13 protein-coding genes are annotated in these 15,069 nt (G+C 44.9%); 1 reads left to right on the top strand and 12 read right to left on the bottom strand.

Features of this window, described 5'->3' with window-relative positions; all coding sequences use genetic code 11:
- Positions 1 to 52 precede the first annotated feature (52 nt).
- From D7Y06_RS12345 to D7Y06_RS12335, 3 genes are read right to left on the bottom strand one after another with little or no spacing between them, the layout of a single operon-like run.
- A complete protein-coding gene (locus tag D7Y06_RS12345; RefSeq protein WP_120408099.1) occupies positions 53 to 1,423 on the bottom strand; it encodes a hypothetical protein in 1,371 nt (456 codons plus the stop codon).
- A 12-nt stretch (positions 1,424 to 1,435) separates the two neighbouring features.
- A complete protein-coding gene (locus D7Y06_RS12340; protein ID WP_120408098.1) occupies positions 1,436 to 1,942 on the bottom strand; it encodes a hypothetical protein in 507 nt (168 codons plus the stop codon).
- A complete protein-coding gene (locus D7Y06_RS12335) occupies positions 1,939 to 3,660 on the bottom strand; it encodes a B12-binding domain-containing radical SAM protein (protein WP_120408097.1) in 1,722 nt (573 codons plus the stop codon). Before D7Y06_RS12335 ends, D7Y06_RS12340 begins: the two co-directional genes overlap by 4 nt.
- 148 nt (positions 3,661 to 3,808) lie before the next feature.
- On the opposite strand from D7Y06_RS12335, the gene D7Y06_RS12330 reads away from it, so the two are divergent.
- On the top strand, positions 3,809 to 5,344 hold the full coding sequence (locus tag D7Y06_RS12330; protein ID WP_120408118.1) for a nitrite/sulfite reductase: 1,536 nt from the start codon (positions 3,809 to 3,811) through the stop codon (positions 5,342 to 5,344).
- Positions 5,345 to 5,365: 21 nt separating this feature from the next.
- Here D7Y06_RS12330 and D7Y06_RS27945 read toward each other — a convergent pair whose 3' ends face one another.
- The 9 genes from D7Y06_RS27945 to D7Y06_RS12285 all read right to left on the bottom strand — a co-directional run bounded on the left by D7Y06_RS27945 (position 5,366) and on the right by D7Y06_RS12285 (position 15,065).
- Entirely contained in the window at positions 5,366 to 6,085 is a 720-nt protein-coding gene (locus D7Y06_RS27945; protein ID WP_120408096.1) for a metallophosphoesterase family protein, read from the bottom strand.
- Positions 6,086 to 6,211: 126 nt separating this feature from the next.
- Positions 6,212 to 7,186 (bottom strand): Rpn family recombination-promoting nuclease/putative transposase, encoded by a 975-nt coding sequence (locus tag D7Y06_RS12320; protein WP_120408117.1) that lies wholly within the window; start codon positions 7,184 to 7,186, stop codon positions 6,212 to 6,214.
- Between the two features lie 114 nt (positions 7,187 to 7,300).
- Positions 7,301 to 7,888 carry a manganese efflux pump MntP gene (locus D7Y06_RS12315; RefSeq protein ID WP_120408095.1) on the bottom strand — a complete coding sequence of 196 codons (588 nt, stop codon included), beginning with the start codon at positions 7,886 to 7,888 and terminating at the stop codon, positions 7,301 to 7,303.
- A gap of 12 nt (positions 7,889 to 7,900) precedes the next feature.
- Positions 7,901 to 10,255, bottom strand: coding sequence for a hypothetical protein (locus tag D7Y06_RS12310; RefSeq protein ID WP_120408094.1), 2,355 nt, complete (start codon positions 10,253 to 10,255; stop codon positions 7,901 to 7,903).
- 31 nt (positions 10,256 to 10,286) lie between these two features.
- Positions 10,287 to 12,371: an efflux RND transporter permease subunit gene (locus D7Y06_RS12305; RefSeq protein WP_120408093.1), complete on the bottom strand. Its 2,085-nt coding sequence runs from the start codon at positions 12,369 to 12,371 to the stop codon at positions 10,287 to 10,289.
- Between the two features lie 154 nt (positions 12,372 to 12,525).
- Positions 12,526 to 13,092: a TetR/AcrR family transcriptional regulator C-terminal domain-containing protein gene (locus tag D7Y06_RS12300; protein ID WP_120408092.1), complete on the bottom strand. Its 567-nt coding sequence runs from the start codon at positions 13,090 to 13,092 to the stop codon at positions 12,526 to 12,528.
- A gap of 28 nt (positions 13,093 to 13,120) precedes the next feature.
- Positions 13,121 to 14,173, bottom strand: coding sequence for an HD-GYP domain-containing protein (locus D7Y06_RS12295; RefSeq protein ID WP_120408091.1), 1,053 nt, complete (start codon positions 14,171 to 14,173; stop codon positions 13,121 to 13,123).
- Positions 14,174 to 14,239: 66 nt separating this feature from the next.
- The gene (locus D7Y06_RS12290) at positions 14,240 to 14,470 is read right to left on the bottom strand and encodes a hypothetical protein (RefSeq protein WP_120408090.1); all 231 of its coding nucleotides are present in this window, start codon (positions 14,468 to 14,470) and stop codon (positions 14,240 to 14,242) included.
- A 1-nt stretch (position 14,471) separates the two neighbouring features.
- Complete coding sequence (locus tag D7Y06_RS12285) at positions 14,472 to 15,065, bottom strand: HdeD family acid-resistance protein (protein WP_120408089.1); 594 nt, start codon at positions 15,063 to 15,065, stop codon at positions 14,472 to 14,474.
- Between the last annotated feature and the right edge of the window lie 4 nt (positions 15,066 to 15,069).

The following is a 15,069-nucleotide window of genomic DNA, read 5'->3' as shown; positions in this document are numbered from 1 at the left end:
GCGAAAAACATGAACAATGCGTAAAGGAATTATAAACTTTTTATTACCTCTTTTATACACTTCCTGTTTGTATCAGGCCAAATATAACGCAAAACAGGATAAAACAGGTTCCCACAAGCTGCAGGGCCTCCAGCGCTTTCCGCTTTTCCCGGAGCATGGCAATATTATTTACCACAAGCCAGGTGGCACTGATGCCAAGAATCATGTAGAAAAACAGATATGTCCTCTCCTTTGACACATAAATGGTGGGGGTAAAGCCCATAACCACCCGGGTGGCGAGGCCCAGGACAAGAAGATAGCACTGTGCAATTAATTCCGCCCAGGTGTCACACACCACCACCAGGGAGAGAAGCACGCTCCCCAGCACAAACAGGTATAAAACCATGAGAATGTAACTCTCCCCCAGGTGATAATTTGTGCCGTTAGGATAAGCGTTCTCTTTAAAAAGCTCCCAGAAAGAGGGCACATACTTTTCAAGGGTGCCCTGGAAAAATACCAAAACTCCGTTTACAACCGGAGGAACCAGGGCAAAAAAACGGTACCGCAAATCTTCGCTTTTTAAAAATACAAGTACAGCCAATATCAGGGAAAACATAAAAAACATAAAATTCCCGGAGTTTAGGAGGTGCTGCATTGTCTCCGTAAATCCCAGGCAGATTTTATCCATAAAGTCAAAGGATGCATACCTGGGCATCCAGTTGGCAATCTCCTGGTTTTCCCGAAGAGCGTTTCCCGGACAGGTGAGTATAAATAGAATTTCCCCCAGGGAAACAAGGAAGCATGCAATGACATGCCAGTACTTTTTAAAGCTTATTTTTTTATATACGAAATATAAAATGGCCAGAAAATTTACCGCCAGAAGCACGGCACACATCTGCTCCATATTTGCTCCGTAACATGCGGCCAGTATGTATAAAACCGCCAAAAGAACAGGTGTCTTTTTCCCGTAATATACCCGCACTGCACCGTGGAGGGAAAACACCCCTAAGGCCAGCACCCAGGTATAATTGGCACTGGTGGCAATCCAGCCCGCCGTGCGCAAATCCCACAGAGGGTACATCAGTAAAAATCCCACCGTCATGTAACAGGCCACTCTGCGCTTTTCCTCGGGAAACAGCCAGGCAATGGCCCAGGCAAGAAACACCCAGAAGAAATAGTCCAAAATTTTCCAAAGCAGAACATGCCTGGATAGATACACCAGTACGCCTTCTATAAGAAATCTGGAAGACCATGTCTGATAACGGATAATAAGATAATCTTTCAAAGTATAAGCGTCCAACTGATTTCTGAAAAACCACATGGCGTCCGAAGCTTCCGGCTCCCGCATAAAAAAATGATAGATAAGGGAAATCCCGGCAAATGCCCACAGAGGAATATATTTTTTTTGTGTTATTGTCCCAAAAAAGTCCCGTACTTTATTCATCCCATCCTCCTTTTACCTGTAATCAAAAACTTCTCCCGTATCCGCCAGGATATCCACACCGTTATTTTGACAGCGGATATAAAACTTGGTATCGTCCCAAATCTTATCCGCCAGCACCACGGAAGAAAAGCCGCAGTAATCATAGTTATGGCCGTCCTTAACTTTTTTTGTAACCTTTGTCTTTTTCACAATCTCCGTGGGCAGCCTGTAATATTTATCCTCCCCAGGGTGATAGGCGATAACCGAAATATCGGCATAATCAATGCTTTGCCCCGGCACATAGGCATACCCCTCCAGCTTGATAAAATTTGTCCCGTAGGTTTTTGTAATCTTGTAGGTAAGCTGGCCCTGATCCGCCTCACATCCACCTACATCCACCGGGACAATCCTCTGGTTCCACCAAAACAATGCCAGGAGAAACAAAAGGGATACCGCCAGAAAAATCCCGCCTAAAATCATAAGTACATTTTTCTTCTCGTACTTTTTATCCAAATCCAGTTGTAATCCCTTTCCCCTCATATCAATTCCTCTTTTCTGTATTCCCGTATCTCTGCCTGATGATTTAAGGCATCCCTTTTACGGTAGTCAAACTCCACATATATCTCCTCACTAAGCCGCCGGGGCAGTTCTTTTATTTCCTCCCCCGCCCAGGGAAAATGGTAAAAAAACGGCTCTATATGGGTCATTTTTCCATTTTTGCAGTGTTTTTTTGTCATATGGGCAAAAACAGAAGGGTTTACAGCCCAAATAGGGCGGCTTTTTATGTTTTCCCGGTAATATAAATCAAAAATCAGGGACTCTTTTGCCAAATCCATGGGAATGGTTCCTTCCTCCTGAAAAAATTCCAGCAAAATTTCACATCTGCGGATTCTGGAATGGTTCATGGCAAGATATCCCTTCCTCTCATAAAATTCCCCTAATTTCAGAAAAAATCCAAAGGAATCCTCATATACCGCATCCAGGCATTTCATAGTCACCTGAAACTGACCGCTGTTGTAGTATACTTCAAGCATTTCCTCCACCAGCTTTATGGAGAGAATCTCCCCGTAAGAAAGCCACTTCGTCTCCATCACCTCATAGGGGGGCAGGCTTTTATGCAATATCCCGTACTCTTCTTTTTTTTCACAAATATACGAACCTTTTAAGACCTTTAAAAACCCAAGCTGAAGCTGATTGGGCTTTAGGGCATAAACCTCCCTGAAAGACCGGGCAAAACTGTCAAATCCTTCATAGGGAAGCCCGGCAATCAAATCAAGATGTTCATGGATATTTCCCCCATTTTTTATATGGATTACCCCATCTTCTATTTGTTTCAAAGACGCAGTCCGGCGGATTTCTTTTAAAGTTTTTTCATTGGTGCTCTGCACCCCAATCTCAAGCTGCACCAAACCGGGACGAAAGGAGGCAAGAAGCGCCAGTTCCTCTTTGGTTAAAAGGTCGGCAGCAATCTCAAAATGGAAATTCGTGATTCCCCTGTCCCTCTCCCCTAGAAATTTCCAGATTTCCATGGCGTGGCGGTGATTGCAGTTAAATGTTCTGTCCACAAACTTTACCTGGGGCACTTCTTTTTCTATAAAAAAGGCCAGCTCCTCTTTCACCAGATCCATATCCCGGAAACGCATGGTTTTTTCAATGGAAGAGAGACAATAGCTGCACCGAAAAGGGCATCCCCTGCAGGATTCATAATAGACAATCCTGTTTTTAAAATCTTCCATATCCTCATAACAAAAGGGAATGGAACTTAAATCCAAAGGATCTCTCTCCTGTGTAATATGAATCTCCTGTGAGCCGTATCCCTCTCTGCGAAAGGCAATTCCTTTGATATGAAACAGGTTTTCCTGTCCTCTCCCCTCACAGTAATGCTCCGCCAGTTCCTGAAAGGATGCTTCACCCTCGCCTACCATAATACCATAAAATCCTGGATTTTCCAAAAAAGTTTCCGAAATGCAAAAAGAGACTTCCGGTCCTCCGGCCCAAACAGGGAGATTGGGAAGAAGCTTGTGGATTTCCGCTGCAATTTCCCGGACATAAGTATAGTTCCAGATATAACAGGAAAAACAAAGGACATCGGGTTTTATTTTATATATTTCCTGGAGAATATATTCACTTCTGTGGTTAATGGTAAATTCCCGGATTTCAATGGAATCCTTAAATTTTCCGGCATACGCCCTAAGGCTGTACACCGCCAGGTTTGAGTGGATATATTTTGCATTTATAGCTGTAAGTAAAATTTTCATAAGAGGATTCCTCCATACAAAAGCATTTTAGAACGTAGCGTATCGCTTGTCAAGGAAGTAAAATTTTCTCACATTGGTTTTTCCTCTGTCCTGTGGTATAATAACAAAAAAATCCAGCCAAAATAAGAGATATGAGAAAGGAGTTTTTATGGATAAAAATTATGCAGAGGAATTCCGCAGCGATTTAGCGGAATTCCGGGAAAAAACAAAACTCTTTTATGAGGGAAAATTATCTGTTCCGGAGTACAAAGGTTTCTCCGGTGGATTTGGAAGCTACGCCCAGCGGGGGGCAAAATGCGGTATGCTTAGACTTAGGCTCTACGGGGGCAGGGTTACAAAGGATTATCTTAAATTCGTGATAGACAGCATTGACAAATATCACATAGACCGGGTGCATCTCACCACCTGCCAGACCATCCAGCTCCACAATTTAAGTGGGGAGACGATCTGCTCCCTCATTGAGGAAGCCTGGGACCATGGCATTATCACCAGGGGCGGCGGCGGGGATTTCCCCAGAAATGTAATGATGACTCCCCTGGCCGGGGTGACAAAGGAGGAAGCTTTTGACGTCTCCCCCTACGCCAAAGAAGCTGCCGATTATCTCCTGTCCTTTATCAAAGCAGTAAAACTGCCCAGGAAATTGAAAGTGTGCTTTTCCTCCACAAAGGAAAACTTTCCCCACGCCACTTTCCGGGATTTGGGTTTTGTGGCATGTGAAGACGGGACTTTTGATGTATACAGCGCGGGGGGCTTAGGAAACAACCCGAAAATGGGGGTAAAAGTCGCTGACCATGTGGCTCCTGAAAAAATTCTTTACTACATCAAGGCTATGGTGGACACCTTTACCGCCTACGGCAATTATGAAAACCGGGGGCGTGCAAGAACCAGGTATATGCAGGATACATTGGGGGCAGATGGGTATAAAAAAGCCTACCAGGAAAAGCTGGAGGAAACTTTAAAAAATGAAAATCTGGAGATTAACGTAACGGTGCCTTCCATCAAGAAGTCCGGAGATGGAAACTTAAACCACCAAAGGGCGTTTCCCCAGAAACAGGAAGGTCTCTACGCCGTATCCTATCATCCCATCGGGGGCAATCCCACTCCGGACATGCTCCATAAGATTTTAGATGCTATTCTTCCCATGGAGGATGTGGAAATCCGTCTCACACCGGAAGAGGGAATGTATTTTATCAACTGCACCGCCAAGGAAGGGGAAAAGCTTATTGCCCTTACAGACGACGGGGCGGAAACTCTGTTTGAAACCTCCGTGGCCTGCATTGGAAACAGCATCTGCCAGGTAGGGGCCAGGGATTCCCAGAGCCTGTTAAATGACTGCGTAAAAGCTGTCCGTCCATTAAAATTTCCAGACGGTGTGCTGCCGAAAATCCACATCAGCGGATGTCCTTCCTCCTGCAGCGCCCACCAGATTGGATCCATTGGCTTTCGGGGCGGTGTGAAGCAGACGCCGGAGGGGCCGAAAGCCGCCTTTGCCATGTATGTAAACGGCAGCGACATCCAGGGGGAAGAACGCTTCGGGGAAGATGCAGGGGTTTTAACGGTGGAGGATATCCCCAGATTCTTTGTTGCACTGGGAAAAGAGATTTCCGGGGCAAAAGAGACATTTGAAACCTGGTATCCCAAAAATAGAGAAAAATTCATGGAGATTGTCGGACAGTTTGCCTGATATTATTTAACCGGGAGAGAATTATAAAATATTCTCTCCCGGCCTGTCAAACAAAGCACTGACCTCCATTTTATCCATAATCCCCTGGGCATCCACCCCGGGGTGGGTTACATAGATTCTTAACACCTGCTCTACGAACTCCCGCTCTACTCCCAAATGTTCTGCAATATATTCTACTTTGCGCCCTGCTTTCATTTCCTTAATAATAATTTCCAGAGTATGTTTCAGATTTCCTTCTGACACACCCAAAACAGAAGGCTTTGAAACACCTTCTGTTAAATCTATTTTTTCCACCTGAAAGCTTCCCGTATCTTCTTCCACCGTCACAACCGCCATGGTCACAGGCAGCCGGAAACGCCTGGGGCCGCAGCTCCCGGGATTCAGCCAGTAAACGCCATCTTCTTCCTTTTCTTCATATTTATGAGAATGGCCGTAGATAAATAAATCCACATCATGAAGATCTGCTTTTTTGTGCTTTTTATTGTGCACCATATAAATGCGCAGCCCAAACATAGTGACCATAAGTTCTTGGTGAAGTTCCCGGGCCCACTCTTTATCCCCATTTCCCCTCACGGCATATACCGGGGCAATCTCTTTTAACTTCTCTAATATTTTCCAGCTGTTCATATCGCCCCCATGGAAAATAACCTGACATCCTTTTAGTATCTCTTTGATTTCAGGGCGCAAAAGCCCATGGGTATCCGATATAACGGCAATTTTATGAACTGCATTTTCTTTCATACGCATCCTCCAAAGCTTCCGACGGTTTCATACAACCTTTCTTTGCAGCAATCCCTGAAAAAGGAAAAGCAGCCGCTTACGACACTTTTACGTGTCATAAAAGGCTGCAGCTATACAGCTATGATATTATTTATCTTCCACACATGATTTTATATACTCTCTTGAAACCTCAAATTTAGAGGAGATTATATCCAATACCTCTGAATATGGTGTACCTATCTCCATAAGAACAGAGTGCATTGCGCAAATCCCTTCTTTTAAGCCTTCCTTGCGGCCTTCCTTTAGGCCTTCTTTCAGACCTTCCTTGCGGCCTTCCTTCAGACCTTCCTTGCGGCCTTCCTTTAGGCCCTCTTTTAGGCCTTCTTTTAAACCTGTTTCCCTCCCAATAGACAACCCGCGGGCTTCCGCTTCACGGATAAACTGGTTATGGTCTCTTACGGCTTTCTCACGTGCTTCATATTCTAAACGTTTCTGTTTGTCCTGGCTGATAATCTGGAGTTTTTGATAAGCGCTTTCAATATAAGGATCTTTTTCTGCAATCATGTCAAATTCCTCCTTCTGCTCTGCATTAATAAACTTTGCCCATAAAAGAAGATTGCTGCTCTCCGCTTTCAGCTCCCCGGAAATCTTGGGAAGCTCTAATACATGGAATTCCATTTTATCTGTGAGCAGCGTATGCCTCGTATCCTCAGCAATGTGAAAACAGGAATAAAACTCATCCGAATCGTCAAATAATACAAAATCCAGAATGGATATGCTGACACATTTTTTAAACCTGGCATAATCATCACCGGAGCTAATCTGGTCTGTATACATCTTTGATAGATAAAACAAAGAACGCTCTGCCCATACTGTCAGCTTTGCAAGCTGGACTTCAATATCGATTTCCGTATCGTCATTCATAAGAACACGTACATCAAGAATCCCCAGTTTGTCATCCCCATGGATTTTCCGGAGATTTGTATTCAAAAGCCGGGTTTCTTTGATATCAGCAGGGTTTAGCTTTAGTATGGCGGACAAGAAACCTACACGTGCCTTTTCGTCTGTCATGATTTCCTTGAAAGCAAAGTCTATTTTGGGTTTCATAAGAAAAATGTCCATACGATATTTACCTCCCTGTGAAACATCCCTGCTGCCCATGTAAATGTACAACTATTGTATCCTCATTATATGAAAGTATTGAATAAAAAGCAAGCGCCTGATTTTTTTATTGTTTTATATCACCTGCAGCACATTCCTCAAAACAATATCAGCCCCTGCCAGCCACAATAATACCGCCCCTGCAATATATGCCTTGTTTTTTTGCTGGAAGCCGAAATGATATCCTGTATACAATCCTCCGATTACCACCAGCACGGAAAAAACTGCCATCATGATTACCGTATCTATAAGTTTTGTCCCCACAAATCCAAAAGCGATTCCTGTCAATAATGTATAAAACCCTGCAACTTTTACCATTTGGACATAATTTGTGACCTTGATTCCCGCCTCCCTGCGCTCCTGAACCGCCTCGTTTTTAATTGCCTTAGACATAAGCCTTACTCCCAGGCACACAAAAATGGCAACGGCTATCACACTTCCGATAAACATCTCATTTTCCGCTATCCCATCCTTTTTCAAAAGGAGGGTGGAAAGAAAATTTCCTGCAAATAAGGCAGCTGCCTGCCATACGCTGACAACTGCACAGGCCAGTACCAACTGTTTTTTTTCTATTTTTGCCAGCAGGGAGCCTTTACATTCCATGCCGGCAAAAATATCCAGTGATATGCCCAGCAGAATCAGCAGATTCTCCGGCCAATCCATATCTTACATCCTTTACTCTTTATCTGCTTTTATTGCATCCGTCTTAATAATGAATTTTACGCTGGAAACGGTATCTTCCGCTTTTCCTCCAAAGGATTCATATTCGCATCCTGCATCCATAATGGCCTGGATACGGTCAACCAGCTCTTTCACATCACCGTTATAGCTGTCTAACAATTTCTCAATTCCCTCTTCGTTAAACTCAATCACTCCGTCTGCCAGCTCTCTGGAACCGCTTGCCAACTTCGTCACGCCCTCCGCCATGGTATTTTTCCCGTCGAGCAGCCTGCTTAAACCATCGTTAATGGTGCCGTTGTTGGAAACCAATGTCTGGCTGCCGTTATAAAGCTGGTCAATACCGCTTGACAGGGTAGGCATTTTTTGTGCCATCTGTTTTACTGCCTTGTTTAATTCATTCATGCCGGATACCAGGCTGTGGCCGGAATTTTTGTCTTTTGCGTTGATGTTGGAGGCAATCGTTGCCTTTGCTGTCTCTGCTCCCTGGATAGCCGCTTCCCCGGATGCTGTGCCTGCTGCCTGCTTCGCCGCTGTTCTGGCTGCACTTGCCACAGAATTTCCAATTGTGTCCGCCTGGCCTGCCACTCCGTCCAGTACTGTGCCGGCTACCGCACCTGCAACTTCACTTGCCACGCCGCTTGCCACTGCATCCGCCGTCTGTCCTGCTACACCTTTCAGTGATTCTGTAACGGCTCCGCTAAGCTCCGGAACTTTTGCGGCTACCTGCTGGCTTACACCTTCTGCTACCTGGGCTGCAATCGCATCTGCCTGCTGCTCTGTTATTGCCCCGGCCGACACCAAATCATTTAATCCGGCTCTGACGCTATCCTTTATACCTCCCAAACTTCCGTTTATAGATCCTGCTAACTGCTCTGTTATCTGAGGAGCCATTGCATTCACCTGGTCGTATACCTGGCCTTTAATTGCATCCATCTTCCCTGCCACTACCTGATTGGCCCCTTCTCTTGCCTGGGCTACTGTGGCATCCTTACTTGCCAATATAGTTCCCCTGAACTGTTCTGCCGCCTGGGCCTTAATGCCGTTAAACTGCTCGCTTCCGTCTGCAAGCTGTGCATCCACTGCTGCCTGGGCTGCCTGTGACGCCTGAGCCCTGGCAGCCTCTTTCTCCTTATCGCTCATTTTGGCACTCACGGCTTTATTCAATGTCTGTACTCCGTTATTCAAAGTATTCACACTGGTTTTTAACTGGTCAACCCCGCTGATTAACTCACCAGAACTGCTCTTTAATGTGCTGATGCCGTCGGCTAAGGTCTTTGCCCCGTCTGTGTAAGACCTGACACCATTTTGCAAATCATTTAAGCCGTTGGAAAATTCCGGCATTTTGTCATTCAATTTTTTAAGCCCGTCTGCCAGGTCCCCGGAGCCGTCGGATAATTTGTCCACAGCGTCTGTCAAATCATCGATTTTGCTGTCCAGGTCAGAAAAATCAAATGCACCGTCCACATTTAAGCTGGAACTGCTGCTGACAATACTCATAGTCATATCCAGTTCAAAGTCCTCGGCGTCCGCTGTAACTTCCACATAATCGGGTATGGAAATATTGTCGGAGAGATCCTCTTCCTTAATATTTAAACTGTCTTTTAATCCTGGCATTGCAATACCAACCACCATATTTCCCGCACCGTTAGAGATCACTTTTCCGTTTGTCACGTCCACATTAGTAAAATTATCCCCTAACACCATACCGGAAACTACGATAAAGGGAACGTTGATTTCCTCCTCCTTGCCAGCAATAGAAGCTTTTGTCTTCTCGTTGTTTGTATAATCAAATCTAATCTTAACTTTCCCACTCTTTCCTGCAATTTCTTTAGGAGAAACTTCCTTTCCATCCAGGAAATATGTGATTTTTTCCGTGACGGGAGTATCTTTTGAGGTAGTTCCCTGGTAGTAGATGTCGCTTCCCGCCGCATCCCAGGTTATCTCACTTCCCTTCTGGGTAAAGGTTTCGTCCCCCTTCACATTGGTGATATCCTTTAAATCAGAGGCATCTGTCAGCTTCTCCTTTCCGTCGGGATTCCGGAGCCATGCACTTACAATGGTGGAGGTTGCCTTTCCGGTGCTGTCGGCAATGACATACACCGTCTCGTCCTTATCTACTTCCTTGGCCTCCACATTAATATTGTCAGAGAGCATATCCTTTAAATCATTTTCAAACTCGCTGTTGTCCTGGCCCTTACTGTCCTCTGCCGTGTCTACAGCCGTCTTTTTTGCACCGTACACGGTATATGCGGTGGCGCTGCTGCCTAATACGGCAACCGTTAATACACCTGCCACAATGCGAATCACATATTTATTTTTGAATTTACTTTTCAACTCTGCTAATTTCATTTCCTTTACCTCCTGAAAATTATATATTGATTTAATTATTTGTCTGTTTTTCCGGCTTAAATCCGATACTTGTGTGAAGAATCAGTTTGTCAAACACCACAAACATAGCCGGCAATATAAATACTACCACAAAGAGACTGATGATTGCTCCTCTTGCAAGGAGAACACACAGGGAGCTTATCATATCAATACTGGAATATACCCCTACTCCAAAGGTTGCCGCAAAGAAGCTAAGGGCACTTACCATAACGGATGGGAGGGAAGTATTTAGAGATATTTCTATAGCTTCTTTCTTACCAGCCCCCTTGCTCCTCTCACGTTTGTAACGGTTTGTCATCAAAATTGCATAATCCACAGTTGCCCCCAGCTGGATGGTTCCGATTACAATAGAAGCGATAAAGGGAAGTACCGTTCCCGTGTAATGGGGAATGCCCATGTTGATAAATATGGCAAACTCAATCACAGACACCAGTATCACCGGAAGGGAGACGGATTTTAACACTATTGCAATAATCAAAAAGATTAAGATAATGGACACTGCACTTACGGTTTTAAAATCCTGGTCCGTAATTGTAATCAAATCCTGGGTACAGGGCGCCTCCCCGATAAGCATAATGGATTCGTCATACCCTTTTATAATTTTGCGGATGGCGTCACACTGTTCATTCACTTCATCCGTCCCTGTTTTGTACTCAGACATAACATAAATCATCTGATACTTTCCGTTGTTTAACACATCTTTTATATGTTGCGGCACCAACTCTTTGGGAATAGCCGGTCCTACCACTGCGTCAAGTCCCAATGCAAGTTTTACGCCTTTTACATCCTGGAGCTCTTTTTCCATATTGTAGGCGTCTTTGGCGGACATATTGGCGTCTGCCAGAATCACATGGGTGGCTCCCATCTCAAAGGTATCTTCCAGCGACATGCCTGCCTGTACGCTTTCCAAGTCCTCCGGCAGCGTTCCCATAAGGTCGTAATACACTTGCGTATGGTTCTGTCCGTAAAAAGCCGGTCCGATAACCACCAAAAATACGATGATAAACACCCAGAAATGTTTTGTCACAAATTTTCCCAGTTCAAAGTTCGGCAAAAGGGCTTTATGCCTTGTCTTTTCTATAGCCTTATCCATTACAAGAATCATAGAAGGAAGTATGGTGACACAGCCAATCACTCCAAATACCACTCCTTTTGCCATAACAACACCAAGGTCCATACCCAGGGTAAATGTCATAAAGCACATGGCCAAAAAACCTGCAATGGTTGTAATGGAGCTTCCCACAACGGATGTGATGGTCTGGGAAATCGCATGGGACATGGCCCTCTTTTTATCCCCCGGATAACGCTCCTGGTTTTCCTGGTAACTGTGCCACAGGAAAATGGAGTAGTCCATGGTGACCGCCAGCTGAAGCACTGCTGCTAAAGCCTGAGTAATAAAGGAAATCTCACCTGCGATAAAATTACTTCCCAGATTATAGATAATTGCCATTCCAATACTTAAAAGGAAGATAACCGGTATCAGGAAGGAATCCATGGTAATGGCCAATACCAGTGCTGAGAGGCCTCCGGCTATGGCTACATAAATTGGGACTTCGCTTTCGCAGATAATCTTGATATCTGAGACCACAGCCGACATACCGCTTAAGAGGCATTGTTTCTGGGTCAGCCCTCTGATTTCCTTAATGGCATTCAATGTCTCATCCGCCGACATAGATGTGTCAAAAGTGACAATCATAAGCTGGCTTCCTGTTTCCGCATCCTTGAGGGCCTCTCCGATTTCCGTGGGAAGGACTTCTATTGGAACGGAAATGTCTGCAATGGCTCCGTACCACAGCACATCTTTTACGTGATCCACATCTTTCAGCTCATTTTCCAGAATCGTAATCTGCTTTTCCTCCATTCCCTGGATGACACATACCGAAAAGGCTCCTGTGCCGAACTCTTCCAGCAGGATATCCTGCCCTTTCATGGTTTCAATGTCCCCGGGGAGATAGGAGAGAATATCATAGTTGATTCTTGTGTTCAGATATCCTATCCCGGTGGGAATCAACAGTAAAAAACTGATGATCAATATGGGGATTCTTAGTTTTACAATGGCTTTTCCTAACTTAATCATTACGCTTTTTCATCTCTTTCATTTTTATTTTTTCCACGTAAAGTATCATATAAAAAAAGATTGAATTTGTTAATATTCAATCTTTTCCCCGTGTCACGCTCCCATATACAAATTCGCCCTTTTGTATATGGGTCATAACATTCATTTTAAATTGTCATTCCCCAAACAACACGTCATCCATGGAACGGCGCATAATATATTGATAAATTTCCACCAGTTCTTTGGAAGAGATCACAAATCCGCTTTTAATCCAGCTGATAACCACATAGCACATGTCCCTGGCATAATATGTGGCAATCCGCTCCGGGGTAAGCCAGGAAAACTTTGCTGCTCCCCCGCCGGGACTCTTCATAATAATATCCAAAAGAACCCCTGTGACGCTTTGTTCCGCAATGGATTCAAAGGAATTCTGCCCCTCTAACTTTACCGCCTGCCTGTAAAAATCCCTCTCCTTTTCTATATTGGTAAACAACAAGGTCAGAGCCTCTTTTATCATACGGTTTTCCACCAGGGGCTGGATGGGCCACAAAAGGTCGTTTGTGATAATCCATTCCAAAAGCTCATATTTATCCTGAAAATGATTATAAAAGGTGGGGCGGATAACCCCCGCCTTGTCCGTAATCTCTTTAATTGTTATCTTTTCAATAGAACGCTGCATTGCAAGCTCTTTAAAACTCTCTGCAAGTAAAGTGTCAATAGCGCTCTTTCCCTGCACTGTCATATCTTATCCGCTCTTTCTATTTTATAAATTATATCAATACCCTTGTAATGGTAATATTTCTTGCCTTCTCATCCTGCATTAAATCCACTACTTTTTCCGTCTCCATTATTTTTATCTTGGGCCTTAACACAAAATCGCTGTAATTTTCCATTACAACGGCGTGCTGCCCGTTGGAAAGCTCCACTTCACACCCCACAGGGTATGCCACAATCTTATTTAAAAAGGTAATCACCACATTGGGGTCAAACTCACTGCCCATCCTCCCCATGATATACTCCACAATCTCCGAGGGCTGGGCCGGCTCGTGGTAAGGCCGCTTGGAACCCATGGCATCCACCGTATCCGCCAGCTTGATAATTCTGGCATAGATAGAAATATCGTTTCCCGCCTTATGTAAGGGGTATCCCTCCCCGTTGTACCACTCGTGATGCTCCAGCACGCTGAGGCACACCATGCTGGGAAAATGAAAATGCTGTTTTAAAAATTCAAACCCCAGCCTGGGATGGTCTAAAAGAAGCTGCTTCTCCTTTGCCCCCAAAAGCTTTGGGGTATTTAACAATTCCAGGGATAAAAACTTTTTCCCAATATCATGGAGTATGGCTGCCGTAGCCAAAATAGTCAGCTCCTGCCTTGTCATACACATCTGGGAACCCATCATCACGGAAAGCACCGCCACATTTACAGAGTGAAAATAGGTATAGTCGTCATACACCTTTAAATCCAGCATATTGTACATGACATCCCCGTTGCTTAAAATATCCTCTATCACATCCAAAACCAGCTTTTTAATCCGTGCTTCTTCCTCCGCCGCATCCTCATCGTAGGCATTACTGATAAAAAGCTCCCGCACGCCCCGGATTGCCTCCCTGCGCACTTCAGGGCTTACAACCTCCTGAATACGAATGCCCTCCGTAAATTCGTCGTCAATATAGACTCCGGGAAATCCCAGATCTCCCAGAGCCTTAATATAATCCTTATCCAAAATCAAATGCCTGGCCACCAGAAGCTGTCCGTCCCCGTCATAGAGTTCCTGTCCTAATGCCATTCCCGGTTCTGCCAAATTCATCGGAACGTATCTCATACATTTCCCTCACCCAATCTGCCCGCAGGAATCCATTCCTGAAGCTTATTATAGCACAGCCTGCTTTTACTCGTCAAACTCCACTGTCACAAAATACCCCTTGGGCGTTTCCTCCACGGAAACCACCTTTCCCTCCTTAGAGGAAAGCCTTTCGTTAAACTTGTAATTTGCCGACATGGCAAAAGCCTTGCCTAAAGTATAATAGTAGGATGTGGGAAGTTTTCCCTCCGTCACGGGAAGCACATCCCCCACCTTTAAAAGCCCCATGCGCTCCATTTTAAATTCCATCTGCCGCATCTTACCTGGTCTCCTCATAGGGCACGTCTAAGGCTTCCATGTCCTGTATGATGTCTTTTGCCGCTTTCCTCACCCGGCTTAAAATAAAGATACTGGAAATCCCGTCATAAATCAGGGCCAGGCCCACAAGGGTTAAGGCAATGGTAGCCGTTACGGTAAACACCCCGAAACAGTCAATTACGCACACCACCCCGAAAACTGCATTTAGAAGGGATAAAAGCATTAACACAATCCAGCTTCCATACCCGCTTTTTTGGGATTCCCATGCCATCTGGATCCCTTTGATGCCGTGAAAAAATAGAGTGACCCCCACCCCGATAAAAATCAGGCTCTCAATGCTGGCGGGGTGCAGTAGAATCCATACCCCCACAATCAAAAGCAAAAGCCCCAGTGGAAAATCAATGCCGGATTTCACTTTGGAAAGAAGGGTGGACACAAGGCGCACGCCTCCCAAAATGGCAAGAATCACCCCAACTGCCTGGCAGGCCACCGTCACCACCTGGGTGGGAAACAAAATCAGCACCACCCCCATAACAATACAAACCACGGAAGTCACAATCACATCTATCTTTACTGCTCTCATAAACTCTTTCATACCT

It is taken from the genome of Roseburia sp. 1XD42-69, from assembly GCF_003612565.1.
Classification (GTDB): Bacteria; Bacillota; Clostridia; order Lachnospirales; family Lachnospiraceae; genus Roseburia_B.
Note: the sequence above shows the minus strand (reverse complement) of the source record. Positions and strands in the feature narration are given on the sequence as shown.

Excerpts from the sequence above, each read along its gene's own strand:
- D7Y06_RS12345 (WP_120408099.1), bottom strand. The coding sequence starts at position 1,423 with ATGAATAAAGTACGGGACTTTTTTGGGACAATAACACAAAAAAAATAT.
- D7Y06_RS12340 (WP_120408098.1), bottom strand. The coding sequence starts at position 1,942 with ATGAGGGGAAAGGGATTACAACTGGATTTGGATAAAAAGTACGAGAAG.
- D7Y06_RS12335 (WP_120408097.1), bottom strand. The coding sequence starts at position 3,660 with ATGAAAATTTTACTTACAGCTATAAATGCAAAATATATCCACTCAAAC.
- D7Y06_RS12330 (WP_120408118.1), top strand. The coding sequence starts at position 3,809 with ATGGATAAAAATTATGCAGAGGAATTCCGCAGCGATTTAGCGGAATTC.
- D7Y06_RS27945 (WP_120408096.1), bottom strand. The coding sequence starts at position 6,085 with ATGAAAGAAAATGCAGTTCATAAAATTGCCGTTATATCGGATACCCAT.
- D7Y06_RS12320 (WP_120408117.1), bottom strand. The coding sequence starts at position 7,186 with ATGGACATTTTTCTTATGAAACCCAAAATAGACTTTGCTTTCAAGGAA.
- D7Y06_RS12315 (WP_120408095.1), bottom strand. The coding sequence starts at position 7,888 with ATGGATTGGCCGGAGAATCTGCTGATTCTGCTGGGCATATCACTGGAT.
- D7Y06_RS12310 (WP_120408094.1), bottom strand. The coding sequence starts at position 10,255 with ATGAAATTAGCAGAGTTGAAAAGTAAATTCAAAAATAAATATGTGATT.
- D7Y06_RS12305 (WP_120408093.1), bottom strand. The coding sequence starts at position 12,371 with ATGATTAAGTTAGGAAAAGCCATTGTAAAACTAAGAATCCCCATATTG.
- D7Y06_RS12300 (WP_120408092.1), bottom strand. The coding sequence starts at position 13,092 with ATGACAGTGCAGGGAAAGAGCGCTATTGACACTTTACTTGCAGAGAGT.
- D7Y06_RS12295 (WP_120408091.1), bottom strand. The coding sequence starts at position 14,173 with ATGAGATACGTTCCGATGAATTTGGCAGAACCGGGAATGGCATTAGGA.
- D7Y06_RS12290 (WP_120408090.1), bottom strand. The coding sequence starts at position 14,470 with ATGCGGCAGATGGAATTTAAAATGGAGCGCATGGGGCTTTTAAAGGTG.
- D7Y06_RS12285 (WP_120408089.1), bottom strand. The coding sequence starts at position 15,065 with ATGAAAGAGTTTATGAGAGCAGTAAAGATAGATGTGATTGTGACTTCC.